A 25691-nucleotide genomic window follows, 5' to 3' on the forward strand; every position below is an offset into this window, starting at 1 on the left:
CTCTCCCTACCTAAATTTGAATTGATAATGTATTAAATAATTGTCTTACATGAGGTCATGTAAATTGATTTTTTATTGCTTGTGAGAAATCCGGGTTTGGTCACTCAGCTGAGACTAGTGATTTTATCGTCGATTGTTTAACTGCTTGGTGGAACGAGAATCAACACGATTACCACGATCTCGATGAATTGCTGATTGACCTTGATGGCGGTGCCGCAACCCGTAGCGATCGCACGCAATTTATCAAACGTATGGTTGAATTGTCTCAAGCCATTGGTTTAAAAATCCGACTAATTTATTACCCCCCGTACCATAGCAAGTACAACCCGATAGAACGGTGTTGGGCTGCGCTAGAAAACTATTGGAACGGCGCAATTCTAGACTCCGTTGAAGCTGCTCTACACTGGAGTGCCAATATGACTTGGAAAGGGATTGCACCGATTGTACATCGGATCGAAACCACCTATGAAAAAGGAATTAAGGTTGTGTCACAAGAGTTAGAACAGTACCAACCTTTCTGGCAGCGTTCTGAAACATTACCCAAATGGGATATCACCATTGTCCCTGTTTGACTGGTATCTTATTTTCTTGCAAGTCCCTTAGTTGATTTAAAAGATGAGCTACTCAAGTTGCTTTCTTCAAGATTAATACCTTCTAAGTTGGCATTTTGGAAAAAAATTTCAATTAACCAAGCACTACTCAAATTTGCATTACTTAGATTTACGCCTTGTAAAACACCATTCCACAGTTTTATACCAGGAAGCTGTACACCACTTAAATCGGCTCCTCGCAAATCAGAAAGCCTTAATTCAACACAACTGAAATTGTTTGTAAAATCTCGTTCCCCTAATGCGTAACGTTGCAACAAAATATCTTTAATCGCAGCAGGATTACAATTATCGTTGCAAATATGGCCGCTTGGCATAATCGTGTTGCACAAAATAGCCAACCTTAATTCTGGCGAACCACTTGATTCTCCAATCTCAGCATTACTTAAATTAGCATTTGTGAGATTTGTATCCTCGAAACTTGTATCGACTATTTCTGCACATTCTAGATTTGCGCCTTCTAGATTTGCACCTTCTAAACTGCTTTCCAAGATTTTACAGTTTGTTAGTTTTGCCCTTTTTAAACTGGCATATTGAAAATTGCACTCAGTTAAATCGGCATTACTCAAGTCTGCTTCATCTAGCATTACATAACGTAGATTTGCTCCCTGTAAATCAACTCCTTTAAGAATAGTCCGTTGAAGATTAGCTCCATGCAACTCGGCATTTCTTAAATTAGAGTTACTTAAATTAGCCTCGCTCAAGTTAATACCTAGTAAATTGGCATCCCTTAAACTAATGCCAATAAAATTTCTTTCCCCAGAGGCATACTGTTTGAGTAATTCTTTAATATCCATGACTCCAATAAAGCGCTTATTAAGACCACTAAAAGTATCTCCTTACAAAAGAGATACTGCCACTATTACTGTTATTGCTGTGTTATCTACACAACAAGCAACCATATTTTTACAAATCCAGCCAGATTGCTAGAGTTATTATAGTGCAAATGTACTAAATTTGGGCATCAGAGATTGTGAGGAGTTACAAAGTCTTCTACACTTACTGAAATAGGTTTTAACTCTCTCTGTTAGGCTCCTCATGACGGTCAACGATTCTGAATACATCAGGCAAGCTGAAGCCACTCGTGTACGTGTACTAAGCGAAGCACTACCTTATATTCAACAATTTGCCGGTCGCACTGTTGTTGTCAAGTATGGTGGCGCAGCGATGAAAGATAGCGCACTCAAAGACAAAGTTATCCGCGATATTGTATTCTTATCCTGCGTCGGCTTGCGTCCGATTGTAGTCCACGGAGGTGGCCCAGAAATTAACAGTTGGTTAGATAAGCTGGGCATCGAACCACAATTTAAGAATGGTCTGCGAGTCACTGATGCCGCCACAATGGATGTGGTGGAAATGGTTTTAGTTGGTCGAGTTAATAAAGAAATTGTCTCCCTGATTAACCAAGCTGGTGGATTGGCTGTCGGACTTTGCGGTAAAGACGGTAATCTATTTACAGCTCGTTCCCAAGGTCAAGAAGGCATCGGCTTTGTGGGGGAAGTCAGCAATGTGAATATCAAGATTTTGGAAACCCTTGCTAGCAATGGCTATATTCCGGTAGTATCTAGCGTCGCCGCAGACGAGACGGGGCAAGCTTATAACATTAACGCCGATACTGTAGCCGGGGAAATCGCTGCTGCATTAGGTGCAGAAAAGTTAATTTTACTGACCGACACCAGTGGAATTTTAAAAGATTACAAAGACCAATCTACTTTGATTCCGAAAGTAGATATCCGCGAAGCACGCGAGTTGATTGCCAATGGTATAGTCAGCGGTGGGATGATTCCCAAGGTGAGTTGTTGTGTGCGATCGCTTGCTCAAGGAGTTCGTGCAGCACACATCATTGATGGTCGCATTCCCCACGCCCTATTACTAGAAATCTTTACTGACGTTGGGATTGGGACAATGATTTTGGGTTCGCAGTTTACGTTGTAGAGGCAGGGGAAACTGGGAAAATAATTTGTAACTGTAATTTTGGATAAATTAAAACTCGTTTTTTACTTGTGGACGAGTCTTTGATATTCACCTCCCCTGCTCCCCTACTCCCCTGCCCCCCTGCTTCCTAGCGGGGATAGGTAATAATAACCCGCGATCGCCCACCACTAAATGGTGTACGACGCCATGAATTATTGATAATTACCGGATTAACTAGGGTTGAATCTCGAATTGTCGGATTAATCAGGGTGGAATTTCTAATATTTTGCCTGAATTGGGGATAGGAATAATCGCGGTAATGATTGCGTTGTGGTATTAGTCCTGTTGTTGGGTCTACAGGCATAGGTGTAGGAATCGGACTACCATAAATAAAGGAACCCACAGAAGGCGACGATTGCCTGACTCCATAACCACCATCATTCACGAATGCGCGCTGGGCGGAATGCGATCGCCTGATTCCATAACCACTATCAATCACGAACGCGCGCTGGGCGGAAGCTGGAGCAATGGTTACACCCATCACAGCTAAAGTTATACCTGCTAAGAGCCAATTCAGTTGCGAATGCTTGATTTTCAACATAATTTTGCTCACCTGCATTTGATACCGGAATTTTTAATCAGAAAATAGTTGCAGCTACTTACTTAAAATTTTAGAAGTTTATCCACTTTCAGATTGCCAGCTTTTGAAAAGATTCCAAAAAGATTGCTGGCATTGGCAAAATGAAAATAGTGCTAATTTTTGTATAAGACGTGAGTACAGAAAGTTTAGAAATTGCTAAAACCCGCTACCAGGCTGGGAAAGTTGCCTTTGAGAATGGCCAATACCGTGAAGCCGTAGAAAATTTAGAAAAGGCCAGCGCTCTATTAGCTCGTAATTCTCGTCTTGGGGGCGAAGTAGAAATTCATCTAGTGACAGCTTATGAAGCGGCTGGACGCACGGATGATGCGATCGCTCTTTGCGAAAGACTCAAACGCCATGCCCATTTTGAAATCAGCAAACAAGCGCGGCGGATGCTTTATATCTTAAAAGCACCAAAGCTGAAAAGACCCAGCGAATGGATGACCGAAATCCCCGATTTGGGCGCATTAGCCGATAACGATCTCAAAATTTCTGTACCTGCTAAGTCTCCAAAATCTTCTGTCCAGCAAAAGCCTAAACCTGCCGAGCCAGAATTCGTTGACCTCAGTCAGGTCAATACCAGAGATAATCGCTTTATCTGGGTGGCACTAATTGCCATTGGTTTAACCATCTCGTACTTGGTTTGGTTGAATTTTTCAGGAACTCCTGGCTGATAACAATTTTGGATTTTGGACTTCGGCTTCTCTCCGAGACGCTACGCGAACGCTCAGTCGAACGATTTTGGATTTTAGATTTTTTTGGTTTATGCTTCACCCAAAAGGGTTGAGGCATGAAACAAAATCCAAAATTTAAAATTTTTGAGCTTTATCCGTTTATCGGTGGGGTTAATCCAAAATCCAAAATTTAAAATCCAAAATCTGTTGACTTTGGGGAGATTTATAGTTATGAATTCTTCAATTTTCGGAAAGATTTTCTTGTGGTTAGTCAGACCATTTAGTTTTGTGTTGGCAAAGATGAAATTTCTCTCACCACTAAATGGTCGAAATCGAATGAACCGAGTCTTTCCCATCCGAAATCCTATTCTGTGGCTCGTGCTGTTAACATCTCTGCTACTGACTGGCTGTGTGAAGTACGATGTCGGGCTAAACTTTGACAACTCAAATAGTGGCGAACTAGTACAGCATATTAAGTTGGGAGAACGGCTAACCAGTTTTAGCGGTGATTCGGTGTACGAATGGTTAAAGAGCATAGAACGCCGCGCCCGTCAACTTGATGGTAAAGCACAGCGAGTTTCCCAAGAAGAAATCATCGTCACAATTCCTTTTAGCAGTGGTACGGAATTGCAAGAGAAGTTCAACGAATTCTTTAACTCCCGTGCAAATCAACCCTCTGAGTCTGTAGAGAGCCAATCTAACTCAGAACTGCCGAAAATTGAATCAAACGTCCTCTTGGAGCAGAATAATTTTTTACTTTTAGTCCGAAATCGGTTGATTTATGATTTGGATTTGCGATCGCTCTCTCTAATTGCCAGCAAAGGTCATGTTCTGGCGAATGCTGGTTCAATTCTCGACTTGGAATTTAGCTTGAAGACTCCTTGGGGAGCCAAAAATATTCAACTAACTGAAACTGCAATTGAGCCAGAAAAAAATGGCAATCAATTAGTGTGGAAACTCCAGCCTGGTGAGCTAAACCACATAGAAGCTGTTTTCTGGCTTCCTAGTCCCCTTGGTATCGGTGGGTTGTTAATTATCCTATTTGTTTCAGGAGGATTGTACTTGAGATATAATTTCATGCCAGATCCCAGAATTCAATTTCCTCCTAAAGCAGCAGCGATTCAGGAACAGTAGACTATTCATCTGTTGAATATTGTCAGTTAAGCCGATGCATTCTCCATCGGCTTTTTAAACTTTCCAGCTTTTTGTAAAAATCAGTCATAGCGAATTAGCCAAAAAAATTGTTCGTCGATAGTTGTTAAATATTTTCACCATACATTTTGGGAACCTCTTGGTAGTTTATGATGAGCAAGTAACATTTACCACTTACCAGAAGCTGAAAATATTGAACCTGTGAATGCTTACATTTTCTTATTGTTGGCTTTGTTGCCTCTCACCTCTACCCCAGCTTTTACCCAAACGGACATATCTAGGCCACAGTTCACTGCTACCCCAAAACCTACTGCAATAGCAATACCTAGCAAGTCCAAGAAGACAGTTCCCATAAGGACATTTGCAGAGGATTTGGAAGCATTTGATAAAAGCTTAACTACGATCACTTTTTCCTTGGCAAAAGGAGTAGTTGCTGTACTAAGTATTATCGTACTTTATCGGCTCGTCTTACTAATTGCCTACCGTTCATCCCAACTGATTATCGATAACTTCAGCAATTATTCTGGCGCTGATGAAGAACTGGACAAAGTATTACCAGGTTTGAGCCAACTAGCGCGAGAAATGCTGGTGCAAGAGATGAAAAATGTCCGGCAGCGAATGAAGGAGCATATTAAAAGTGTTGGGCCAGAAAACTATCGTCCTCGTGATATGTTGCCACTACCACAAGCAACTCCAGAACAACGTCTCGCTGAATTAGTGGCTTCACTCAACGAGTTCACGCCTGACCAAATAGATCCAGTAGTGCAACTACTTAAGGTAATATTCCCACCCTTTGGCACTAAAGTTACTACTATCCTTCAAAGTCAAGGAAAAGAATATAGCAAGTTAGGGATTACCTTTGAAATTACAAATATAGAAGGCCGCCTATCCTCTAAGCTCTACACCATCTGGGAGTTAGATGATGACAAGCTAGCAGAAACTCAAAATCAGTCGTCAACACAGACACTTAAAGACCGCTACAGGAGGCTTCTAAAACCATCTGCCCGTTGGCTAGCACTAGAACTGTGTAGGCGGGAAATGGTAGTGGCGGTACCTTGGAGCTACTTTGGTCGCCGACGCCAGCGTTATCAAGGACAGATACATAACTTTTTTGGCACTCTCAACCAAGCTAGCGCCCCCGTTCATGGCAACTTCTTTTACCAGTTAGCGATTGAGGATTTTAAACAAGCGATATATTTGTACCCACACTGGTATCAACCCTACGAAAATTTGGCTGAAACATATAGTATCTTAGGACAAGAATCTGAAGGTAAGGAAGGTGAATCTGAAGGTAAAAAAGGTATTGATTGGCAACGTCAGGCGATTCTACAATACAATGAGGCCCTAAAAAAATGTCAGGATGTATCTGTTGAACGTCGGATTACAGTTCGCAAAAGCATTGCTGAGCTACTAACAGGTGATGAAATTGAGATTCGAGCAGCAAAACAGAAAATTGAGCATATTTTGTCGGAATGGGATGACACATCAGAGCTAAATTACCATGTTTTATATTACCTGGCATGTTGGTATGCGATCGCTCACCGTCAAAACCTCAGTGTAGAAAACGCAGATCAAAAAGCCTGTCACTACTTGGTTTATTCCCTCGTCAGAGACCGCGATCGCCGATTCTGGGATTGGGCAGGTAAAGATCCAGAGTTACAAGGTATTGGTAAAGTTGTTGCGGAATTAACATTCCCACTGTTGAAGAAATTAAATGAAGTTCCTGAACTTCCCGAATTGAGAGGCAAGGAATTTGCCAAGCATATACAAGAAGTCATCAAAACAGTTCAGTCGTTGTAATTAAAAAGGAGATGAATCAAAATGAGTGATAACCAAAAACCAAAGGATGACTCTGAAAAAAAATCAAAACCAAAAAAACCACAACCACCATCAATCATCGGAAAACCTCCCAAAACTGAGGGACCAGAACGACAAGTACCGCCTTTTTAAAGAGGTTTCTGATCCCTTCAAAAAGGAGTTTTGCGTCAAAGTTCCTACAATCATATCAAGTCTGCTCAATTACACCTATAATAACTACCTTACCCACCCTGCCGCAGTACTTCACTTTGCCAAAGTGAGGCACTGCGGTGGATGGCTTTCCCGCATAAAGCAAGTGCCGTGAGGGTTGGAGAGGGATAACGCGAGAACTATGGGCAATTTGCACATCATATCAAACATTACTATTGCTATGTTCTCGTTGTTCGCTGCCATACCAACGTTCAGCAAGTCCATTGAGTTGATGAAGGATTTCAATGAGTTCCTGTCCGCGTTCTGTAAGACCGTAAGTGACTTGAGGTGGGATAGTTGGTTCATACTGGCGATAAATAATTTCTGCTGCCTCAAGCATCCTGAGTCTTTCTGTCAGCATTTTGGTTGATATGCCTTCTACTTGGCGTTTCAATGCACCAAAGCGAATAGGCCCGCGATTACACAACACCCATAGTATGTACATTGTCCAGGGCCCCGATAATAAGGACATCAAAATACTTATTGGGCAAGCATCAGGATTTTTAGAAGCAGACATCGATAAGTTAGCTAAGATTGTGCGGCAGTTACTTTATGGTAACTACTTTACTTTAGTAACTAGTTACTTTTAGTATCTGATGTAATGCTTTGAAATAAAGATTCAAAAAAAGTAAAAGCAGAAATCTTAGTTAATCAGGAGATATTTGGTGGTAAATATTCTACATATTGATTCCAGCCCCCGTGGTGAACGATCGCACTCCAGAGAATTATCTAAGGAATTCGTCAGTGCTTGGAAAGCAGCGCATCCTGAAGATGCGATCGCCTATCGAGATTTAGGGCATCACCCAGTTCCTCACGTTGATGAAGCTTGGATTGCGGCGGCATTTTCACCACCAGAAACCCATACCCCAGAATTAACTGAGGCACTTAGGATTTCTGACGAACTGGTTGATGAGTTTTTGGCAGCCGATCGCTACGTCTTTGGAGTGCCAATGTATAACTTCAATATACCTTCCACTTTTAAGGCTTACATTGACCAAATTGTTCGCATTAACCGGACTGTTGCAATAGAAGCTCAAGGTTTTAAAGGGTTAGTCGAGGGTAAAAAGGCAGTTATCATCACAGCTCGCGGCGGTGACTTTAGCCCGACATCTCCTGCTGCTGCATACGACTTCCAAGAACCCTACCTGCGGACGATTTTCGGCTTTATTGGGCTTACAGACATTCAATTTATTAACGCCAACAGCCTGAATGAAGGTGATGCCCGTACCCAATCTCTATCAGAAGCAAGGGCAGCAATTCAAGATGCGATCGCCCAATGGTAATGTGATGCGGGGCATTGGGTACAAGAGGCAGAGGTGCAAAGGGGCAGAGGGGTAGAGGAGAAAAAACTTACTGCAACTTCTCCCCTGCTCCCCTTGTCCCCTTGTCCCCTTGTCTCCCCTGCCCCCCTGCTCCCCTGCCTCTTCCTCAAGGTGACAACCGCTCAATCTTCCAAGTGCCATTATCTAACCGCCTATAGAGTAAGCGATCGTGCAGACGGCTAGGGCGTCCTTGCCAAAACTCAATTTCTGTAGGGATAACTCGTAAGCCTCCCCAATGAGGTGGTCGAAGAATCTCCTGATTTTCATATTTGCTTTGATACTCCTGCAAGCGTCGCTCTAAGACTTCTCGACTTTCTATGACCTCGCTTTGATTAGATACCCACGCACCCAGGCGACTGTTAGCAGGGCGACTGTGAAAATATTGGTCAGACTCAGTTTCGGAAACTTTCTCCACATAGCCCGAAATTCGGACTTGACGTTCTAGTTCTGCCCACCAGAATACTAAAGCCCCCTGGGGATTTTCTGCGAGTTCTTGTCCTTTGTGACTGTTGTAGTTGGTAAAGAAGGCAAAGCCTCGTTCATCAAAATTCTTGAGTAATACCATTCTGGCTGAGGGCTTACCGTCTGGTGTGGCGGTAGCAATGGTCATCGCATTGGGTTCGGGGAGTTGTGCTGCTAGAGCCTGATCGAACCATTTTTTAAATTGGATAAAAGGATTGAGGTCAACTTCAAGTTCGCTCAAACCTTCCAAGGTGTAGTCTTTACGAAGATCGGCTATTGTTTTGTCCATTGTGATTTGTTTCCTTGCTATCAGATACGCTTATAGATGTCTTTGTAAAAAATATCTATGATGATGATCAGCGCCATCAAGAATTTTACAAATTCTTTCCAGGAATAACTAAAATAGGTTGCATAAGATGCGCCGTTCGGCCTCCCTTCAACGCCTGTTAATTTATGGTCTGAGCGGTCCGATTATCGCTCTCAATGTCTGGCTGCTGTCTGTGCTTTTTCGCTATTTCCAGCATCCCATTACCGTCTTGAGCATTGCGGCGATTCTGGCTTTTCTTTTAAATTACCCGGTTAAGTTCTTTGAACGTGCCCAGATCACCCGCACTCAGGCGGTGATTATAGTTTTAATTGCAACATTAACCCTGCTTGGTATTCTGGGCGTGACCCTAGTACCGTTGATCGTTGACCAAACAATCCAACTGTTAAATAAGATCCCTGATTGGTTAGCAGCCAGTCAAACAAACCTAAGGCAATTTGAGATGCTGGCAGAGAAACGACATTTACGAATTGATTTGAGTGTTGTGAGCAGTCAAATCAATGCCAACATTCAGAATTTATTACAACAGCTAGCTTCTGGTGCAGTGGGATTTGCTGGAACACTGTTGTCAGGATTACTTGACTTAGTGTTAGTCATTGTGCTCGCATTTTATATGCTTTTATATGGCGATCGCGTCTGGCATGGTCTGATCAATCTTTTGCCCTCTAACATTGGAGATCCCCTCACGACATCCTTGCGCTTAAACTTTCAGAACTTCTTCCTTGGCCAGCTGTTACTAGGATTGTTCATGGTGGTAACCCTGACACCAATTTTCTTAGCAATCAAGGTACCTTTTGCCCTGTTGTTTGCCATTTTAATCGGGATCTCAGAACTCATTCCCTTTATTGGGGCGTCTCTGGGTATTGGTCTGGTGACAATTTTAGTACTACTGCAAAATTGGTGGTTAGCAGTTCAAGTTGCGATCGCGGCAATTCTCATGCAGCAGCTTAAAGATAACTTGTTAGCTCCCAGGATACTCGGCAATTTTATCGGACTCAATCCCATTTGGATTTTTGTAGCTATTTTGATGGGATTTGAGATTGCTGGCTTGTTAGGGACAATTGTTGCTGTTCCAATTGCTGGTACCATTAAGGGCACTTTCGATGCTATTAAGAGCGGCAAGCCGAGTGATTTTGTCTCAACTGTCACTATTGCCCATGACCCACCGCCTGATTAAGGTGGCAGAGGGGAGAGGGGCAGAGGAGACAAGGGGACAAGGGGACAAGGGGAGCGGGGGAGCAGTTGCAGTAAGTTCTTTCCTCTCTGCCCCTCTGCCCCTTTGCACCTCTGCCTCTTGTACCCAATGCCCAATTCCCAATGCTCCATGCCCCATGCTCAATGCCCAACTCAAAAGTTGCACAATCTAATCTCACAATTCACAATGGTGATCGATTACAAATTTTAGAGGATATTGCCAGCAGGCGATTTCTGAAAAAAAGAAGCGCAAGCCAATGTATAGAGTATACGCTTTGCCAATAGTCAATTAGTTTAGTCTTGAATTTACAATCTTTTGATTCTCATTAATTAACTTAGAACCTGTTGATGGAAGCTTCCGAGCTGTTAGAAACAATCACATTTTTGATTTACCAAGCCGAGCAGGGGGAAATTGATCCTTGGGATGTCCAAGTGATCGAGGTGATTGACCGCTATTTAGAACTGATGGCACCGGGGGCAATAACAAGAGGCTATGAAGCGGACTTGTCTCAATCTGGACAAGCATTTTTATCAGCATCAATGCTGGTATTATTCAAGGCAAATACCTTGATGCAATTGTCAACAGTCGGAGATGCACAAGATGGTGTAGAAGATGATGCCCTATTGGAAGGTGAAGACGGTGTATTACATCAGGGTCATCGCCTACCTTTAGAACGGCAATTACGTCGTCGTCCAGCGGCAATGCCACCACCAAAGCGCCGGGTGACTCTGCAAGAGTTAATTGAGCAATTGCAGATTATGGCTAACCAACTGAAACTGGTAGAAAAAGTCAGCAAACCTATTCGTCCCAGGCGTCAACCTAGCGTTCAAAGTATGCGAGAGGCGCTGGAGTTAGCTCACCAAGAAAATCTGACAGAAGTCGCTGGGGAACTAGAGCAGGTGTTGAAATTGTCGACAAGAGAGCTAAGTTTAGAACAAAATTGGTTGAATTTAGAACAACTTGTAGAATTATGGACTAAAACAAAGTTTCTTAACCAAAATGGGTCTGGACATGAGTCTAAACACAGTAACCTAGTTAGCGTTTTCTGGGCATTATTACTACTCTCGGCTCAATCGAAAGTAGAGCTATTTCAAGAGGACTTTTATCATGAAATTAAAATTCGTTTAATTAGAGATTCAGCTAATATCGCCAAACCTTTTGAAAATCCGATGAACTAAGTTCGTAAATTCGTAGCGAATTGAGGGTTTAAGTTTAAACGCACAGAGGCGCAGAGTTTGTTTGAGTCCATTCGCTCCGAACTTAAGAAAAGCTGTACTAAGAAAGGCAGGAGGCAGAGGTAAAAACTGTTGATATGTGATGCGTGAGTCCTTGGCATCAAGATTTCAGGCTGACTTGTGAGAAAAATAGGAATTTATTTATGGGTTTTCCTCCTGGCTCCAGCATAACCGCTTCCTACATTGTCATAGATTTTTGATTCAGCCCCAAAATCCGAGTAAATTGAAAAGATAAGCGATCGCTTGTCATCTAAGTATACCGATGGTTGTAATAACCACTAAATTCCTGTTATCCCTATTCTGGGGGATGACTTAGAGCAAAAATAAAAACTGATGATTAAGTATCACTCGATGAAAGTAAACTGGCTTGTGGTTGAGGAATAAATTTTTATGAAAGCGATGATTCTCGCGGCTGGCAAGGGTACTCGCGTGCGTCCGATTACGTACACTATGCCCAAGCCGATGATGCCCATCCTGCAAAAGCCAGTGATGGAGTTCTTGCTGGAACTGTTACGCCATCATGGATTTGACCAGATTCTAGTCAATGTTAGTCATTTGGCTGAGGAAATAGAAAACTATTTTCGTGATGGTCAGCGGTTTGGGGTGCAAATTGCCTATTCCTTTGAAGGGAAAATTGATGATGACGGTAAACTGGTGGGCGAAGCGATAGGTTCGGCTGGAGGGATGCGGCGCATCCAAGACTTCTCACCGTTTTTTGATGATACCTTTGTGGTTTTATGTGGTGATGCTTTAATTGACTTAGATTTAACCGCGGCAGTTAAATGGCATAGAGCTAAAGGGTCGATCGCTACCATTATTACTAAATCTGTCCCCAAGGAAGAAGTTTCTAGCTATGGTGTGGTTGTGACTGACGAAGAGGGACGTGTCAAAGCTTTCCAAGAAAAACCTTCAACTGAAGAAGCCCTCAGCACTAACATCAATACAGGTATTTACATCTTTGAGCCAGAGGTTTTTAACTATATTCCCTCTGATGTCGAATATGACATTGGTAGCCAATTGTTTCCCAAGTTGGTAGAAATCAAAGCCCCCTTTTACGCCATTCCTATGGACTTTGAATGGGTAGATATTGGTAAAGTCCCAGACTATTGGCGGGCGATTCGTGGTGTGCTGCTAGGTGAAATCAAAAATGTGCAAATTCCTGGTCATGAAGTTGCCCCTGGTATTTACACTGGCTTAAATGTCGCCGTAAATTGGGACAAAGTGGATATCACAGGCCCCGTTTACATTGGCGGGATGACGAGAATCGAAGACGGAGCTAAAATCGTCGGGCCAGCGATGATTGGGCCTAATTGTTGGATATGTAGTGGCGCAACAGTGGAAAACAGCGTGATTTTTGAATGGTCGCGCCTGGGGCCCGGAGTCCGATTAGTCGATAAGCTGGTATTTGGACGTTATTGCGTAGATAAAACTGGCGCTGCGATCGATGTTCAAGCCGCTGCTTTAGACTGGCTGATTACTGATGCCCGTCAGACACCGCCATCACATACGCCTGTTGAGCGACAAGCGATAGAGGAATTGTTGGGCACAAATGTAAATTAGGGAATGGGGAATAGGGAATGGGGGCAGGGGAGAAGTTGCAGTAAGTTCTTTCCCCTCTGCCCCTCCGCCCCTTTGCACCTCTGCCTCTTGTACCCAATGCCCAATGCCCAATACCCAATCCTAACTATTTAAGTACGTATATCTTCTAAGACTCTGCTCGTAGGTTTGCAGTAGTCGCTGAGATTCCGCTAGGGTGATGCGCTTTTCTTCTAATGCTTTCTCGCATCGCTGGCGAATGTTTTCCACCATATCTTCGGAGTCATATTGGACGTAGCTTACTACTTCGCTCATGGTGTCACCTTTGACAACGTGTTCAATCTGATAGCCTTTGGGGGTTAATTGGATGTGAACGGCGTTGGTGTCGCCAAACAGGTTGTGTAAATTGCCCATGATTTCTTGGTAAGCTCCATTCAAGAACATTCCCAAATAATAGGGTTCTCCGGGCTTATGAGTGTGTAGTTCTAAAACCGACTTGACATCGCGCAGGTCAATAAAGCGGTCGATTTTACCATCACTGTCGCAGGTGAGGTCTGCCAAAATTCCCCGCCGCGTTGGTTCTTCATCTAAGCGGTGGATTGGCATGATTGGGAATAGCTGATCGATCGCCCAGCAATCTGGTGCTGATTGGAACACTGACATATTGACGTAGTATATGGAAGCCATAATTTTTTCTAGGTCTTCCAGCTCATCGGGTACGTATTCTTGCTGTCTAGTGATGGTAAGAATTTTTTGGCAACAAGCCCAGTAGAGGCGTTCGGCTTTGGCTCGTTCTCTGAGGCGTAAAATTCCTAAGTTGAAACGGCTGATGGCTTCTTCTTTAAATTGGGCAGCGTCGTGGTAAAACTCCTGATAATTCTCTTTGTTGATGGATTGGTAAGTTTCCCAAAGATAATTAATAATCGGGGATTCTCCCTCTTGTGGAGGTTCTGGGTTGTCGAGAGGGACATCACTAGTACTGAGAACATCAAAAATTAGCACCGACTGATGGGAAGCGATCGCTCGTCCACTTTCACTAATCAGTGTTGGTACGGAAATCTGCCGCTCTGCACAGGTATCTTTTAACTCTGCCACGATGTCGTTGGCATAGTTCTGCATGTTGTAATTTTTCGATGCATAGAAGTTGGTTTGGGAGCCATCATAATCTACGCCCAAGCCACCACCAACATCCAGGTATTTCATATCCGCCCCCAGCATGGACAATTCCACATAAATGCGGCTGGCTTCTTGGATGGCATCTTTAATCACATTAATGGCAGAGATTTGTGAGCCGATGTGGAAGTGCATCAACTGCAAAGAATCGAGCAGGTTAGCTTCGCGTAACTTGTCAACAGCCTCGATTACTTCAGGCATTGTCAAACCAAATTTAGCCCGATCGCCACTAGAGGTTCCCCAACGTCCCATACCTTGGGTACTGAGTTTAGCACGAACACCTAATATCGGTTTAATACCTAACTGGCGATTGGCATCAATCACCAAATCAACTTCTTCAATCTGTTCTAAGACGATAATTGGTGTTTGCCCTAGCCTTTGGGCTAACATTGCCGTTTCGATGTATTCTCGGTCTTTATAACCGTTGCAAACTAACAATGCTCCTGGTGTATCCAATACAGCTAGAGCAATCATTAATTCTGGCTTGGAACCGGCTTCTAAACCAAATTGATGGGGTTTGCCAAATTTCACTAAATCCTCAATCAAATGCCGCTCTTGATTGCACTTGACGGGAAAGACGCCACGGTAGACGCCAGGGTAATTGTAGCGAGCGATCGCTTTATTAAAACAAGCGTTCAACCGCTCAATCCGGTCTTCCAAAATATCGGAAAAGCGAATCAACATGGGAAGTCCCAAGTTGCGCTGTTTCATGGAGTTGACCAATTCAAACAAGTCAAGAGAACCCCCGCGATCGCCTTTGGGTGACACGGTAACGTGACCAGCAGCGCTAATGGAAAAATAAGGTTGTCCCCATCCTTCAATACGGTACAAGGCTTCGCTATCCTCAATTTTCCAGGAGCGAGGTAAATCTCCTGTGGTAGGACTCGGTGGTAACAGTTTTTTTTGTTTATGATTTTTCACTTCAGATTTTTGTCCATTGGACGGTACTTGTACCACCTCGTCAGATGTAGCAGTTGACTCAACACCCATTTCTTCCTAACCTCTGTTTTTCACCCATGAGTTAACAATTTAGCGCATTCATTTAGGAACGTATATGCACCCAAGGATAATTTCTGAGATAAACTCTGATTGGTCAAGAGTCGTATGTCATTAGTCATTAGTCATTGGTCATTAGTCATTAGTGGAAAACCCTTAGACTCAAGACAGAGGATGACAAAGGACAAATGACAATTGACAATTGACTAGATAAAAACTTTATTAAGCTTTGGGAGATAGCAATGGAGCGCACATTTTTAGCAATTAAGCCTGATGGCGTCCAGCGGGGATTAGTGGGGGAAATTATCCGTCGCTTTGAAACTAAAGGTTTTACCCTAGTTGGTTTAAAGTTACTAAAAGTCAGTCGGGAATTGGCTGAACAACACTATGGTGTTCACCGAGAACGCCCCTTTTTTGGTGGTCTAGTGGAATTTATCACTTCTAGCCCAGTGGTGGCAATGGTATGGGAAGGTGATGGCGTTATTGCATCTGCCAGAAAGATTATTGGTGCGACAAATCCCTTAACAGCAGAGCCAGGAACGATTCGCGGCGATTTTGGACTGAATATTGGTCGCAACTTAATCCACGGTTCTGATGCTCCAGAAACCGCGCAACAGGAAATTGCCCTGTGGTTTAAGGATGAAGAATTAGTCAATTGGCAACCACACTTAACGCCTTGGTTGCACGAGTAAGGGGGAGACGCGATTAATCGCGTCTGTACAAAAGTTAGGAGTAGAGACGCGATTAATCGCGTCTGTACAAAAGTTGGGAGTTAAAAATTTCTCACTCCTGACTCCTAACTCTTCATTCATTTAGACGCTTCGCTCTTTTCCGGTTCTACTTGGGGTAACTCAGTTCCAACGCGCTTGGAAAATCCCCAGCCTAAAATCAGGAATATGGCAGCAATCATAATCCATTCTGGTGGAACTAAACTATCGTTGACTACTTTCAACAACAAGCGCAAACCCACCAAAGCGACAGTTACATAGCCTGCATCCTCTAGGTTTTCGTATTCGTCTAGCCAACGGATAAACAATCCCGCCATGAATCGCAGCGTAATAATACCAATTGTTGCACCCGTTAGCACTAGCCATTTTTCTTGAGAAACTGCGATCGCAGTTGTCACGCTATCCAAAGAAAATGCCAAATCTGTAAATGCAATCACGGGTATGGCTTGCAACAACGAAGTAAAACGCGGCCCGTGATGGTGTTCGTCCTTAGATTCTTCTGAGGTAAAGTGTTGGAATACCAACCATAGCAGATAAGCAGCGCCCAATAATTCAAATTGCCAGAATTGTTGTACCCAAGTGGCAGTGAGAATCAAGGTGATTCGCAGCACATAAGCAACGACTAAACCAAAGTTGAGTCCTTTACGCTCAAGTTCTTCATCTTCTAGCCCCTTTGCGATCGCAGCGAGAGCGATCGCATTGTCGGCAGATAACAACGCCTCTAAAAGCACCAGGATCGCCAGAACTATAAGGGCTTCAAGGCTGAAATGAAAGTCGAGGTAATCAAAAATTTGGTCTAGCATTCCGGGTTTCTCAAGCAGAAAAAATTAAAATTTGACAAGAACAGAGATTTGCATATTAAAAAGCGCAATAAATTGCCACTCTAATTCAGCTTAACGTGGTTATGGTGCATTTTGAAGAGGGTTAAATGTGTGCGATCGTAGTGCAAGTGGGGTAATTTGCGTATAAGTCAATACATCCAAAGTTTTAACATCTAGTTTAGTGCGATCGCAATGGACTGCTGTTAGTTCGCATCTAGAATTAGAAGATGACAACAAAAATATGGTAATAGTTTATGAATATTTCCTTAACAACCGAGCTTGAGCAGTAATATAGCGTTTTGCAACCACATAAGGTATACCCCTCCCCGATGCTTTGAGGCTACGGTGTACACACAAGTCTGAAATAGCTGATTAACCAAGATTTTACCCCACCCTAACCCTCCCCTTATAAAGGCTACGGTGCAGGCGTTTATAAAGTTCTAAAGCTTGCAGAAACAAAGGTTCGGCTTGGTCGTAGCGCTTCAGTGAATTTCTTGATAGTTTTCTCAAATGCTTTAGTAAAAGCAAGGGTTGCGATCGCACTACCTGTAATTGGTTCCAAAGTATCTTACCTTATCCAGGGGCATCTTCACTGATGGATACAATAACAGATGTTTACATTCCAGAGAGTTAGAGGCTAATCCGGTTTCTCTAATGAAAGTCGAGTGTACGCTGTCAGGGAAAACTTTCAACATTGATAAGCAACATTTGAATGTTCGTAACAAATGCTTAAACGTTTCTTATCAATGCTTGAATGTTAGTCACAATTGTTTCAACAGTAATAAGAAACATTTGAATGTTTATAACAAATGCTTCATTATAATTATGAGCGACCTCAGCCTTTGCTTATCCTACCTTGCCTCTGTGTAAGATTTTTATCCACAATCTACGTTGAGGATTTAAAAAATGTAAATATTGTCTGGAAGCAATTTACTACAATTTAATTCCAAATTTCACAAAATCTCTGTCAACTTTACCACCAGAGTATTTCCTAAATCCAATAACCTGATATCATCTATATCAATACTATGTCCTTCACCAGCTAAGAGATTTCTCACCGCAGATAACCTGTCATTGGGTTCAGAAATTCTCCAACATTCATCTAAGTTTACTGCAAAATCAAACAGCGATCGCTCTCCTAAATGCTCTCTTACCCTAACAGCGACACTATCATTACTTACCAAAAATTCTTTAATAGTATCTAATTGAAAATTACCTAATATTTCATCATGTCCCCACGTTTCTAGCCAGTCTCCCTCCACATCTTCAACGTAAATATTGACAAAATCAACCCCATAAGTTAGCCAGTTTTGCTGCATTTGTCGCGCCGTTGCTAAAGCTTCAGCAAATGTATCTACTTGATTATTGCAGTGAGTTTCTCTTTTATTAGGCATAAAAGCTGTAATTAGCACGTAAGTATATAGGCTAGACACAAATCTGAAATATCAAATTCCTGAAAAGTCACGAAAATTTTAAATATTTGCCACCAGAAAGGTAATCACTGTTATACAGGGCCACGTTGACTAACTGGTTCACAAAATTAGCATCCTTGGGATTGTAACTTAAGAACAATCCTCTCTCTATTTCCCACGATCGCAGTGTATTTTGCCAAGCTTGGTACTTTTCTTGATTGAGTTCTTCACTAACACTGGTAACTTGAATGCACAGTGGTTGATTGTTACGACTAACAATTAAATCTGTTGCCATAGAAAGGTCGGCTATATAACGCTGCCAAAAACTACCTTCTCGCTGAACAATATCTTGGGCTATTGATCTAATGATATCATTATCACCCTGATTAAACTCACCTGCCATCAATTTTTGTTTCCAAATATAAAACTTGGAGTCACTTGCATTGAACCATCTAGGAAAGAGATAACCATACCAATATCTCTCAATCGGCGTCATCATCTCGAACTTTGCTTTTTGTTCCTCTTCTGAAGGTAAGGATTTAATCATCAGCCAAATTGTAGAATCTGTAATTACCTCTAGCAGAAAGGCAATTACAAAGGGTTTTGCAGTCAGAGAACCTGGCTTGATGTCTTTTACCCAACGATTGATTTCATCTAATCTTCTCGCTAAATTATGATCTATCGAGGAGGCTTGCTCGATAAGGGACTTTAGCTGATCCTTAATTTCTGTTGCTTGCAAACGATGCCCTACTTTCAGAAGATTACGCTTTTTTTACACACTTTTAACTAGATTTTAACTTGAAAATGTCTTTAATTAATTTCCTGATGTCATCAAATATTCTCTAGGTCGATGCCCTGTATACGTAAAGCCTCCCGCAGTCGAGCAATTTCTTGCTCTGCTCGTTCGGCGCGTTCTTCTGCCTGTTCGGCACGTAAACGTTCTTGTTCAGCCAATTCTTCTGATGATAATATCAATTCATTTTCAGTAGTGAAGAATCTTAATTTACCTTCATAAACTCCCAAATAAAGTTCTAACTGCTGACTCCACAAACGGCCATCAGTGGTTACTTGGATTTCTTGATACTTACCATCAACTAAATGAAATCCCTGAAGTTCCATTGTTACAGGGTCAAACCAGAAATAATCTGGTGTACGGAAGGTATCTTGGTAAACTTGTTTTTTTAAACCTTTATCAACTGTTGCCGTTGAACTTGACAAAATTTCCACAATCACATTTGGATATTTGCCATCTTCTTGCCAAACTACCCAACTCTTACGGTCTTTTTTTTGGGTTCCCAAAACTACAAAAAAGTCCGGGCCGCGGAAATGTTCTGATTTTTTTTGGTTAGGACTGTAATAAATGGTCAAGTTGCCAGAAGCATAAAAATCTTGCCTTTCTCGCCACCACAATTTAAGGATGCGAATCAGCAAATCGATTTGGTCGCGGTGTAGGTCACTTTCCAAGGGTGGTTCGTCACTCAGTATATCGCCAGGAGGAAAAATAACTTCGTTTTCTGAAATACCATTAGAGATGATTTCTAGAGTAGCAGGTTCAGACATCAGCGATCGCCCCGCAATTATACGTTCATTTTACTGAAAATTTGGTAACTTACAAATGGCTTTGAAAACTTGCAATAACTCAATTGCACCGGGAGATTCATTCAGATTTAATAATGGCATTAACTGATAAGTTGGTTGCTGTTCATGTCTTAAATAAACAAATTGATAACGCAGTCCATTAGTTACCAGTCCCCAAACAGAAGGTTGTTGCTCTAAACTTTTAAAAGCATAAGTGAGTAATTGAGGTAAACCCTCACCCACTTCGATCGCACTATTTTTCGTTTCAATTACTACAACCCAAAAAGGCGGCGCAATATTACTTTGAGGATTGTTGATTGCTAAAATATCCATCCGCCCGGTAATTCTTCTGTCTTCATCTTCGACTGCGATCGCAATGCTATCTTCCATTGTCAACCGAATCGGCACATCGTAAAATCCAGCTAATCGCATCAAGGGGGCGATCGTTATAAATTTAACCAAACCTTCAGAAATTTTCCCTGCGCTTAAATAACGGTCAAAGTCGTTTCTGATTCGTAATAAATCCTGCTGTTCAAACTCAGAGAGTGGTTCTAGCCTTAAGAAATTTGTAAATGAACCATTTGAAAGCTTTTCTAATTTGAGAAACCGATGAACATCGTTGAGAGATAGACTGCTAGCTTCAACAGTGAGCGTCATAATTTCAGGCGTTGTTTGTCAAGACTACTTACATTTTGCAACATTCCTGGTAGATAGGTTGCAATGTAACCTCTTTACATTTCTCGATCGCTTGTTTTTGCTAGATGAAAATGAATGTAAACTAAATAACTCGGCAATTTCTACCCAGCTTAACGAAAATCTAAACATTGTCTAGCACAACTGGGCTAAGAATGGTTTTTAGTAACAATAGCGATCGCACTCATAACTAACCATGTCTGAACCAAATATCGAATCAATCCTCCAAGAGAACCGTCTCTTCCATCCTCCCTCGGAATTCTCGCAGAATGCCCATATCAAAAGCCTGGAAGACTATCAGCGTCTCTACGACAAAGCCAAAGCCAATCCGCAACAATTTTGGGCAGATTTGGCGGGAACAGAACTAGAATGGTTCCAAAAATGGGATACAGTATTAGATTGGCAACCACCTTTTGCTAAGTGGTTCGTTGGCGGTAAGATAAATATTTCTTACAATTGCCTTGACAGACATCTCACTACCTGGCGCAAAAATAAAGCAGCATTAATTTGGGAAGGAGAACCAGGTGATTCGCGTACCCTCACTTACACCCAACTGTACCGGGAAGTTTGCCAGTTCGCCAATGTATTGAAGCAACTAGGCGTAAAAAAAGGCGATCGCGTTGGTATTTATATGCCGATGATTCCCGAAGCTGCGATCGCTATGTTAGCCTGTGCCCGAATTGGCGCACCCCACGGCGTAGTATTTGGTGGTTTTAGTGCTGAAGCTTTACGCGATCGCTTAATTGATGCTAAAGCTAAGTTAGTAATTACGGCTGATGGTGGTTGGCGCAAAGATGCGATCGTTCCTCTCAAAGAACAGGTAGATAAAGCCTTAGCTGATGGTGCTGTTCCCAGCGTTGAAAATGTCCTTGTTGTCAAGCGCACCGGACAAGAAACTTATATGCAGTTGGGGGGACGCGATCATTGGTGGCATGATTTGCAAAAAGGAGTATCAGCAGATTGTCCCGCCGAACCAATGGACAGCGAAGATATGCTGTTTGTCCTCTATACTTCCGGCAGTACGGGCAAACCGAAGGGCGTTGTGCATACAACTGCTGGTTATAATTTGTATACCCACATAACCACCAAGTGGATATTTGACATCCAAGACACAGATGTATATTGGTGTACCGCCGATGTAGGTTGGATTACTGGACACAGCTACATTGTCTACGGGCCTCTTTCCAACGGTGCAACCACAGTAATGTATGAAGGTGCGCCCCGTGCTTCTAATCCTGGCTGTTTCTGGGATGTAATTGAAAAATACGGCGTTAATATTTTTTATACTGCACCTACGGCAATTCGCGCATTTATTAAGATGGGCGAACAACATCCCAACGCGCGAAACTTGTCTTCGTTGCGTTTGCTGGGAAGCGTTGGCGAACCAATTAACCCAGAAGCTTGGATGTGGTATCACAAAGTAATTGGTGGGGAACGCTGTCCAATTGTGGATACTTGGTGGCAAACGGAAACCGGCGGTATCATGATTACACCGTTACCAGGGGCAATTCCCACCAAACCAGGTTCCGCAACTCTTCCTTTCCCTGGAATTATTGCAGATGTCGTAGATTTGGAAGGAAACACCGTACCCAATAACGAAGGCGGTTATCTAGCAGTGCGTCATCCTTGGCCAGGAATGATGCGGACAGTCTACGGCGATCCAGAACGCTTCCGCCGCACCTACTGGGAACACATTCCACCCAAAGATGGTAACTATACTTACTTTGCTGGTGATGGCGCAAGGCAAGATGAAGACGGCTATTTTTGGGTAATGGGTCGGGTGGATGACGTATTGAACGTATCAGGACACCGACTCGGTACAATGGAAGTAGAATCAGCCTTAGTTTCGCATCCAGCAGTTGCAGAAGCGGCGGTAGTGGGTAAGCCAGATGAACTTAAAGGTGAAGAAGTAGTGGCTTTTGTGACTTTAGAAGGCACTTATCAGGCAAGTGAGGAACTGAGTAAAGAACTCAAACTGCACGTTGTCAAAGAAATTGGTGCGATCGCCCGTCCCGGAGAAATTCGCTTTACAGACGCTTTGCCCAAAACGCGATCGGGTAAAATTATGCGCCGCTTATTGCGGAATCTAGCCGCCGGAGAAGAGGTATCTGGAGATACTTCCACATTGGAAGATCGGGGTGTGTTGGATAAGTTACGAGAAGGTGTGTAAATAATTCCAAATTAGCTTAATAAGGGCGCATATATATGTGCGCCCTTATCGTCTCTCTTGTGATGCATTACGCGCTAACGCAGCCCAATTTATCATAAAGATTAGAACATTATTGAGGCACTCAGGGCGATGAAAGTGAAGCACAAATCCAAATCAGCATCTGTTCAACCTATTAGCTGCATGATGCTGAGTATTTTCACTGTCATGGGGATATCACCATTAGTGTTAGCGGTTCCTGGAAAAGTTTCTTTGCATTCGCCAGAACAGTCCGCACAGAGACAACCACAAAAAATCGCACAATCTTCAGGTACAGATACACCAGAGCGATCGCAGCTAATCCAACAAGCTAATGCTTTGTATAGTCAAGGAGACTTTAAAGGTGCAGAAGAAAATTTACGCCAATTTATTAAAAAATTTCCAGAAGATGCTTTTGGGCACTTTCAATTAGGAAACGTGCTTTTTCAGCAAAAAAAATCAGAAGAAGCAATTAGCGCCTATCGAGAAGCCATTCGCCTCAAGCCAAAATATGCTCTAGCCTACAATGCAAGCGGTATGGTTTACGCAAGTCAAAATCGCTGGGAAGAAGCCATTACTGAATATAAAAAAGCTCTGGAAATTAATCCTAATTATGGCGAGGCGCTGACTAATTTTGCACTAGCAATGTGGCAAACAAATAAAAAAGATGAGGCGCTATCTTCTTTACAAAAAGCTTTAAATATTTTCAAAGAGCAGAATAGAGGTGAAAAAGTTAACCAAGTAGAACGAATTTTAAAAGAGATCAAAACTGCTGACGATCCTGGTGTTTCATAAACATCATATTATTCAGTGGATAAAAGTTAAAAAGAGTTGCTGCGATCGGCTTTAAGGATGTTTTGCCAGGAGTGCGACCGGGTATTATGCGTCTATTAATGCGGAATTTTGCATTTGGTTTGTAATTATTGTGGGGTGGGCTAGCCCACCCTCTAAAAAGCATCAAAACAGAATAATTGTATTGTAATGAATGAAATATTTCTGTTAGCCAGAGAAACTGTAAGAGTGATTTTTCACATGAATGGGGGATACACAAGAGTAGTCTGGGAACGTTCTGAAAATACTGTATGGGCAGGTATAGGATGGATTTTTGATATACCAACTTATGTAATACCATCTGATTTACGAGGAATAGGTTCTCGTTTTTTATTACTGGACTTTAGACTAAAAAGCAGAAAAGGACTCAGGGAAACTGAGTTGAAAACAAGCAAAGCCAAAAAATTAAAAAATCAGAAATCAAGCAGTTTTTTCGGCGGCTTTACGTGAAATAGTAGTACGCTTTTTAACCATTGGATAGCGAATTCTACGCTGTCGGGGTTGTCCGGTCTTCCAACCAGGGGATTTACCTCGTGGTTTTGGTGGTTTGGCAGGAGTAGAAACTCTGACCAAAATCCCAGGCATCGCTTGTGCAACCCGTCCAGGCGTGAATTGAGTCATCTGTTTCTGCCACGGCAGGGGATTATCACTGACAAGATCACGAGCCAGCCATAACTCCCAAGTCATGAGTGGCATGAGGTCACTCCATCGGTCGCACTGTTGGGGAGTAGAGAGCTTTGGTAGTGTCCAATGCAAGCGTTGTTTAATAAACCGATACCAATGGTCAACCGCAAAGCGTCGTAAATAAAGTTTCCACAGTTGAGACAAAGGCGGCATTTCTTCACCCACAAAAGCTAACCACATGGGTTTGTTGACACGTGGGGAGCCGTCTTCTTGCAGCCTTTCAACCAGTATAATAGACATCGGATGCTGTGGAGAAAGACGAAAATGCTTTGTTGTCCAGAGGCGAATTCTGACTCTACCCAGTTTGGCATCAAGTTGTTCAATGGTTTGGGTCGGTTCTGACCAGGTACTGGCATCGTTGAGTTTAAACTTATCTCCGTGTACACGTGGTTTCCCCCTGCCTGAGTACTGTGGTGGTTCTCCCCATAAACACAAGTTTGAGCGCAACCGCATCAGTTTATCTGCATTAATGTCAGCAGTTTTGATCACAAATGGCGCGCATCCATATTCGTTGTCCCATAATGTGATTGGTCGTGATGGTAAATGCTGACACACCTGCTTTAGTTGCCATACAGCTTTATCTATGGGATTTTCCCAACTTGTAATTCGCTCATGTCTTAGTGGTAATGCCCAACTCCCTTCAGTTTCTGGTATCCAGGCAATACTACTGTATCCGTACCCAGGGGTGATGGGACGACCTCCTCTTCCACCTTGAGTATAATGCTCATAGGTTCTTTCCCTAAGCGTTGGCGCATCCGGTGCAAGACCCATGTGGTATGGTCTCCTGCGAGGACAATACGTTCTTGTTTTGGTATCTTTTTACTATATAGTCCCATCAGCTTCTGGCGCTGCGGTCTGGTATCCTGTATTGCCTCATAAATACTTGGCCATTGACGACGGAACACTGGGCACATTGATAAATCCCCCAGACTGTACGCATTGCGTGTTAGCAATATTGCATCCATCAGTTCAAATGTTGCATCCTTTGCCCGACATAAACATTCGTATACTGCTTGACGAAATTCCTTCAGTTGTGCAAAAACATCCATAACGATAGATGAAGATTGGTTGTGCTTTTTTCATCTTCCGTTACTAGGGTGCTTGTGATTACAGGCATCCCTTTATTTTTTGCCCACCCTCTCACTTATCGATCGCTCATCTTTAGTCTAAAGTCCAGTAATTAAGCAAGGATAGCATTTAAAATATTCAAATTCTTTATCTCGTGTATCACAAGTCACCATCATATCGGGATAAAAATAGCGATTTATAGCCTCGATTTGTGCTTTCATGTCTAACATATAGACACGGCAACCACTACCCCGGAGATGGTTTCGCAGCAGTACAAGCAAGTTTCCTACTACAGTTACATGAGCATCACTTGCTCCTGCCATTGCGTAGACTTGCCCATCAATGTACTCGTGTTTGATTTCACTTACTTTCTCGCCTTCTAAATATTCTTCTGGGGAGATATAGTACTCATTTTGGCTAATGACCATTTTAGTACCTTAGTAGTTTTATCA

The 25691-nt window shown here is 42.6% G+C and carries 28 protein-coding genes and 1 pseudogene; 15 read left to right on the forward strand and 14 right to left on the reverse strand.

The genetic code is table 11. The features are described 5' to 3' along the window. Nucleotides 1-74 precede the first annotated feature (74 nt). Nucleotides 75-572 (forward strand): ISAzo13-like element transposase-related protein, encoded by a 498-nt coding sequence (locus V7K45_RS05885; protein ID WP_335001471.1) that lies wholly within the window; start codon nt 75-77, stop codon nt 570-572. Nucleotides 573-580: 8 nt separating this feature from the next. On the opposite strand, the gene V7K45_RS05890 is transcribed toward V7K45_RS05885, so the two are convergent. Then, entirely contained in the window at nt 581-1405 is an 825-nt protein-coding gene (locus tag V7K45_RS05890) for a pentapeptide repeat-containing protein (protein ID WP_335001310.1), read from the reverse strand. Between the two features lie 241 nt (nt 1406-1646). Between V7K45_RS05890 and argB the strand changes: the two genes are divergently transcribed. Further along, entirely contained in the window at nt 1647-2543 is an 897-nt protein-coding gene (argB, locus tag V7K45_RS05895) for an acetylglutamate kinase (RefSeq protein WP_335001312.1), read from the forward strand. Nucleotides 2544-2670: 127 nt separating this feature from the next. On the opposite strand, the gene V7K45_RS05900 is transcribed toward argB, so the two are convergent. Further along, nucleotides 2671-3123, reverse strand: a complete 453-nt coding sequence (locus tag V7K45_RS05900) for a hypothetical protein (protein ID WP_335001314.1) — start codon at nt 3121-3123, stop codon at nt 2671-2673. A 170-nt stretch (nt 3124-3293) separates the two neighbouring features. Here V7K45_RS05900 and V7K45_RS05905 point away from each other — a divergent pair, with 170 nt between their 5' ends. Together V7K45_RS05905 and V7K45_RS05910 are read left to right on the forward strand one after the other, a co-directional pair. Then, complete coding sequence (locus V7K45_RS05905) at nt 3294-3836, forward strand: tetratricopeptide repeat protein (protein ID WP_335001316.1); 543 nt, start codon at nt 3294-3296, stop codon at nt 3834-3836. Nucleotides 3837-4067: 231 nt separating this feature from the next. Further along, nucleotides 4068-4970, forward strand: coding sequence for a DUF3153 domain-containing protein (locus V7K45_RS05910; protein ID WP_335001318.1), 903 nt, complete (start codon nt 4068-4070; stop codon nt 4968-4970). Nucleotides 4971-5197: 227 nt separating this feature from the next. Here V7K45_RS05910 and V7K45_RS05915 read toward each other — a convergent pair whose 3' ends face one another. After that, nucleotides 5198-5341, reverse strand: coding sequence for a hypothetical protein (locus tag V7K45_RS05915; RefSeq protein WP_335001320.1), 144 nt, complete (start codon nt 5339-5341; stop codon nt 5198-5200). A 19-nt stretch (nt 5342-5360) separates the two neighbouring features. Between V7K45_RS05915 and V7K45_RS05920 the strand changes: the two genes are divergently transcribed. Together V7K45_RS05920 and V7K45_RS05925 are read left to right on the forward strand one after the other, a co-directional pair. After that, the gene (locus tag V7K45_RS05920; RefSeq protein ID WP_335001322.1) at nt 5361-6788 is read left to right on the forward strand and encodes a hypothetical protein; all 1428 of its coding nucleotides are present in this window, start codon (nt 5361-5363) and stop codon (nt 6786-6788) included. Between the two features lie 21 nt (nt 6789-6809). Then, nucleotides 6810-6938, forward strand: coding sequence for a hypothetical protein (locus V7K45_RS05925; RefSeq protein WP_335001324.1), 129 nt, complete (start codon nt 6810-6812; stop codon nt 6936-6938). Nucleotides 6939-7158: 220 nt separating this feature from the next. Here V7K45_RS05925 and V7K45_RS05930 read toward each other — a convergent pair whose 3' ends face one another. Next, nucleotides 7159-7440: a winged helix-turn-helix transcriptional regulator gene (locus tag V7K45_RS05930; RefSeq protein ID WP_335001326.1), complete on the reverse strand. Its 282-nt coding sequence runs from the start codon at nt 7438-7440 to the stop codon at nt 7159-7161. Between V7K45_RS05930 and V7K45_RS05935 the strand changes: the two genes are divergently transcribed. Both V7K45_RS05935 and V7K45_RS05940 read left to right on the forward strand, forming a co-directional pair. Continuing rightward, nucleotides 7433-7585 (forward strand): hypothetical protein, encoded by a 153-nt coding sequence (locus tag V7K45_RS05935; RefSeq protein WP_335001327.1) that lies wholly within the window; start codon nt 7433-7435, stop codon nt 7583-7585. The genes V7K45_RS05930 and V7K45_RS05935 overlap by 8 nt on opposite strands. Before the next feature lie 75 nt (nt 7586-7660). Next, nucleotides 7661-8278: an FMN-dependent NADH-azoreductase gene (locus V7K45_RS05940; protein WP_335001330.1), complete on the forward strand. Its 618-nt coding sequence runs from the start codon at nt 7661-7663 to the stop codon at nt 8276-8278. Between the two features lie 145 nt (nt 8279-8423). Here the strand turns inward: V7K45_RS05940 and pdxH are convergent, their stop codons facing one another. Beyond that, entirely contained in the window at nt 8424-9068 is a 645-nt protein-coding gene (gene pdxH / locus V7K45_RS05945) for a pyridoxamine 5'-phosphate oxidase (RefSeq protein WP_335001332.1), read from the reverse strand. 127 nt (nt 9069-9195) lie between these two features. On the opposite strand from pdxH, the gene V7K45_RS05950 reads away from it, so the two are divergent. The 3 genes from V7K45_RS05950 (at nt 9196) to V7K45_RS05960 (ending at nt 13094) form a co-directional block, all read left to right on the forward strand. Beyond that, complete coding sequence (locus tag V7K45_RS05950) at nt 9196-10281, forward strand: AI-2E family transporter (protein ID WP_335001334.1); 1086 nt, start codon at nt 9196-9198, stop codon at nt 10279-10281. 365 nt (nt 10282-10646) lie between these two features. Continuing rightward, nucleotides 10647-11477, forward strand: coding sequence for a ScpA family protein (locus V7K45_RS05955; RefSeq protein WP_335001336.1), 831 nt, complete (start codon nt 10647-10649; stop codon nt 11475-11477). 447 nt (nt 11478-11924) lie between these two features. Continuing rightward, nucleotides 11925-13094, forward strand: coding sequence for an NDP-sugar synthase (locus tag V7K45_RS05960; RefSeq protein WP_322677670.1), 1170 nt, complete (start codon nt 11925-11927; stop codon nt 13092-13094). Between the two features lie 120 nt (nt 13095-13214). Here the strand turns inward: V7K45_RS05960 and speA are convergent, their stop codons facing one another. After that, nucleotides 13215-15233 carry a biosynthetic arginine decarboxylase gene (speA, locus tag V7K45_RS05965; RefSeq protein ID WP_335001340.1) on the reverse strand — a complete coding sequence of 673 codons (2019 nt, stop codon included), beginning with the start codon at nt 15231-15233 and terminating at the stop codon, nt 13215-13217. 248 nt (nt 15234-15481) lie between these two features. Here speA and ndk point away from each other — a divergent pair, with 248 nt between their 5' ends. Then, nucleotides 15482-15931 carry a nucleoside-diphosphate kinase gene (ndk, locus tag V7K45_RS05970; protein WP_335001342.1) on the forward strand — a complete coding sequence of 150 codons (450 nt, stop codon included), beginning with the start codon at nt 15482-15484 and terminating at the stop codon, nt 15929-15931. Between the two features lie 116 nt (nt 15932-16047). On the opposite strand, the gene V7K45_RS05975 is transcribed toward ndk, so the two are convergent. The 6 genes from V7K45_RS05975 to V7K45_RS06000 all read right to left on the reverse strand — a co-directional run bounded on the left by V7K45_RS05975 (nt 16048) and on the right by V7K45_RS06000 (nt 20435). Continuing rightward, entirely contained in the window at nt 16048-16770 is a 723-nt protein-coding gene (locus V7K45_RS05975) for a TerC family protein (protein ID WP_335001344.1), read from the reverse strand. 448 nt (nt 16771-17218) lie between these two features. Then, nucleotides 17219-17350 carry a hypothetical protein gene (locus V7K45_RS05980; protein WP_335001347.1) on the reverse strand — a complete coding sequence of 44 codons (132 nt, stop codon included), beginning with the start codon at nt 17348-17350 and terminating at the stop codon, nt 17219-17221. A gap of 391 nt (nt 17351-17741) precedes the next feature. After that, nucleotides 17742-18182: a hypothetical protein gene (locus V7K45_RS05985; protein WP_335001349.1), complete on the reverse strand. Its 441-nt coding sequence runs from the start codon at nt 18180-18182 to the stop codon at nt 17742-17744. Nucleotides 18183-18249: 67 nt separating this feature from the next. Beyond that, entirely contained in the window at nt 18250-18939 is a 690-nt protein-coding gene (locus V7K45_RS05990) for a hypothetical protein (RefSeq protein WP_335001351.1), read from the reverse strand. Between the two features lie 92 nt (nt 18940-19031). Further along, complete coding sequence (locus V7K45_RS05995; RefSeq protein WP_335001353.1) at nt 19032-19760, reverse strand: Uma2 family endonuclease; 729 nt, start codon at nt 19758-19760, stop codon at nt 19032-19034. 30 nt (nt 19761-19790) lie between these two features. Continuing rightward, complete coding sequence (locus V7K45_RS06000) at nt 19791-20435, reverse strand: restriction endonuclease subunit R (protein ID WP_335001355.1); 645 nt, start codon at nt 20433-20435, stop codon at nt 19791-19793. A gap of 232 nt (nt 20436-20667) precedes the next feature. Here V7K45_RS06000 and acs point away from each other — a divergent pair, with 232 nt between their 5' ends. The 3 genes from acs to V7K45_RS06015 all read left to right on the forward strand — a co-directional run bounded on the left by acs (nt 20668) and on the right by V7K45_RS06015 (nt 23937). Further along, entirely contained in the window at nt 20668-22641 is a 1974-nt protein-coding gene (gene acs / locus V7K45_RS06005; protein WP_335001357.1) for an acetate--CoA ligase, read from the forward strand. A 129-nt stretch (nt 22642-22770) separates the two neighbouring features. After that, nucleotides 22771-23451 carry a tetratricopeptide repeat protein gene (locus V7K45_RS06010; RefSeq protein ID WP_335001359.1) on the forward strand — a complete coding sequence of 227 codons (681 nt, stop codon included), beginning with the start codon at nt 22771-22773 and terminating at the stop codon, nt 23449-23451. Nucleotides 23452-23637: 186 nt separating this feature from the next. Next, nucleotides 23638-23937 carry a hypothetical protein gene (locus tag V7K45_RS06015; RefSeq protein ID WP_335001361.1) on the forward strand — a complete coding sequence of 100 codons (300 nt, stop codon included), beginning with the start codon at nt 23638-23640 and terminating at the stop codon, nt 23935-23937. Here V7K45_RS06015 and V7K45_RS06020 read toward each other — a convergent pair. Together V7K45_RS06020 and V7K45_RS06025 are read right to left on the reverse strand one after the other, a co-directional pair. Further along, on the reverse strand, nt 23908-24942 hold the full coding sequence (locus tag V7K45_RS06020) for a transposase (RefSeq protein WP_335001363.1): 1035 nt from the start codon (nt 24940-24942) through the stop codon (nt 23908-23910). The two genes, V7K45_RS06015 and V7K45_RS06020, sit on opposite strands and share 30 nt — an antisense overlap. Nucleotides 24943-25349: 407 nt before the next feature. Beyond that, nucleotides 25350-25667: pseudogene (locus V7K45_RS06025) on the reverse strand (Uma2 family endonuclease); the annotation flags it as partial. Nucleotides 25668-25691: the final 24 nt, after the last annotated feature.

Origin of the sequence: Nostoc sp. (assembly GCF_036917375.1) — a bacterium.
Lineage (GTDB): Bacteria > Cyanobacteriota > Cyanobacteriia > Cyanobacteriales > Nostocaceae > Nostoc.

Coding starts and splice junctions, on each gene's coding strand:
- V7K45_RS05890 (WP_335001310.1), bottom strand. CDS start 1,405: ATGGATATTAAAGAATTACTCAAACAGTATGCCTCTGGGGAAAGAAAT.
- argB (WP_335001312.1), top strand. CDS start 1,647: ATGACGGTCAACGATTCTGAATACATCAGGCAAGCTGAAGCCACTCGT.
- V7K45_RS05900 (WP_335001314.1), bottom strand. CDS start 3,123: ATGTTGAAAATCAAGCATTCGCAACTGAATTGGCTCTTAGCAGGTATA.
- V7K45_RS05910 (WP_335001318.1), top strand. CDS start 4,068: ATGAATTCTTCAATTTTCGGAAAGATTTTCTTGTGGTTAGTCAGACCA.
- V7K45_RS05915 (WP_335001320.1), bottom strand. CDS start 5,341: ATGGGAACTGTCTTCTTGGACTTGCTAGGTATTGCTATTGCAGTAGGT.
- V7K45_RS05925 (WP_335001324.1), top strand. CDS start 6,810: ATGAGTGATAACCAAAAACCAAAGGATGACTCTGAAAAAAAATCAAAA.
- V7K45_RS05935 (WP_335001327.1), top strand. CDS start 7,433: ATGTACATTGTCCAGGGCCCCGATAATAAGGACATCAAAATACTTATT.
- V7K45_RS05930 (WP_335001326.1), bottom strand. CDS start 7,440: ATGTACATACTATGGGTGTTGTGTAATCGCGGGCCTATTCGCTTTGGT.
- pdxH (WP_335001332.1), bottom strand. CDS start 9,068: ATGGACAAAACAATAGCCGATCTTCGTAAAGACTACACCTTGGAAGGT.
- V7K45_RS05950 (WP_335001334.1), top strand. CDS start 9,196: ATGCGCCGTTCGGCCTCCCTTCAACGCCTGTTAATTTATGGTCTGAGC.
- V7K45_RS05955 (WP_335001336.1), top strand. CDS start 10,647: ATGGAAGCTTCCGAGCTGTTAGAAACAATCACATTTTTGATTTACCAA.
- V7K45_RS05960 (WP_322677670.1), top strand. CDS start 11,925: ATGAAAGCGATGATTCTCGCGGCTGGCAAGGGTACTCGCGTGCGTCCG.
- speA (WP_335001340.1), bottom strand. CDS start 15,233: ATGGGTGTTGAGTCAACTGCTACATCTGACGAGGTGGTACAAGTACCG.
- ndk (WP_335001342.1), top strand. CDS start 15,482: ATGGAGCGCACATTTTTAGCAATTAAGCCTGATGGCGTCCAGCGGGGA.
- V7K45_RS05975 (WP_335001344.1), bottom strand. CDS start 16,770: ATGCTAGACCAAATTTTTGATTACCTCGACTTTCATTTCAGCCTTGAA.
- V7K45_RS05985 (WP_335001349.1), bottom strand. CDS start 18,182: ATGCCTAATAAAAGAGAAACTCACTGCAATAATCAAGTAGATACATTT.
- V7K45_RS05995 (WP_335001353.1), bottom strand. CDS start 19,760: ATGTCTGAACCTGCTACTCTAGAAATCATCTCTAATGGTATTTCAGAA.
- V7K45_RS06000 (WP_335001355.1), bottom strand. CDS start 20,435: ATGACGCTCACTGTTGAAGCTAGCAGTCTATCTCTCAACGATGTTCAT.
- acs (WP_335001357.1), top strand. CDS start 20,668: ATGTCTGAACCAAATATCGAATCAATCCTCCAAGAGAACCGTCTCTTC.
- V7K45_RS06010 (WP_335001359.1), top strand. CDS start 22,771: ATGAAAGTGAAGCACAAATCCAAATCAGCATCTGTTCAACCTATTAGC.
- V7K45_RS06015 (WP_335001361.1), top strand. CDS start 23,638: ATGAATGAAATATTTCTGTTAGCCAGAGAAACTGTAAGAGTGATTTTT.
- V7K45_RS06020 (WP_335001363.1), bottom strand. CDS start 24,942: ATGGGTCTTGCACCGGATGCGCCAACGCTTAGGGAAAGAACCTATGAG.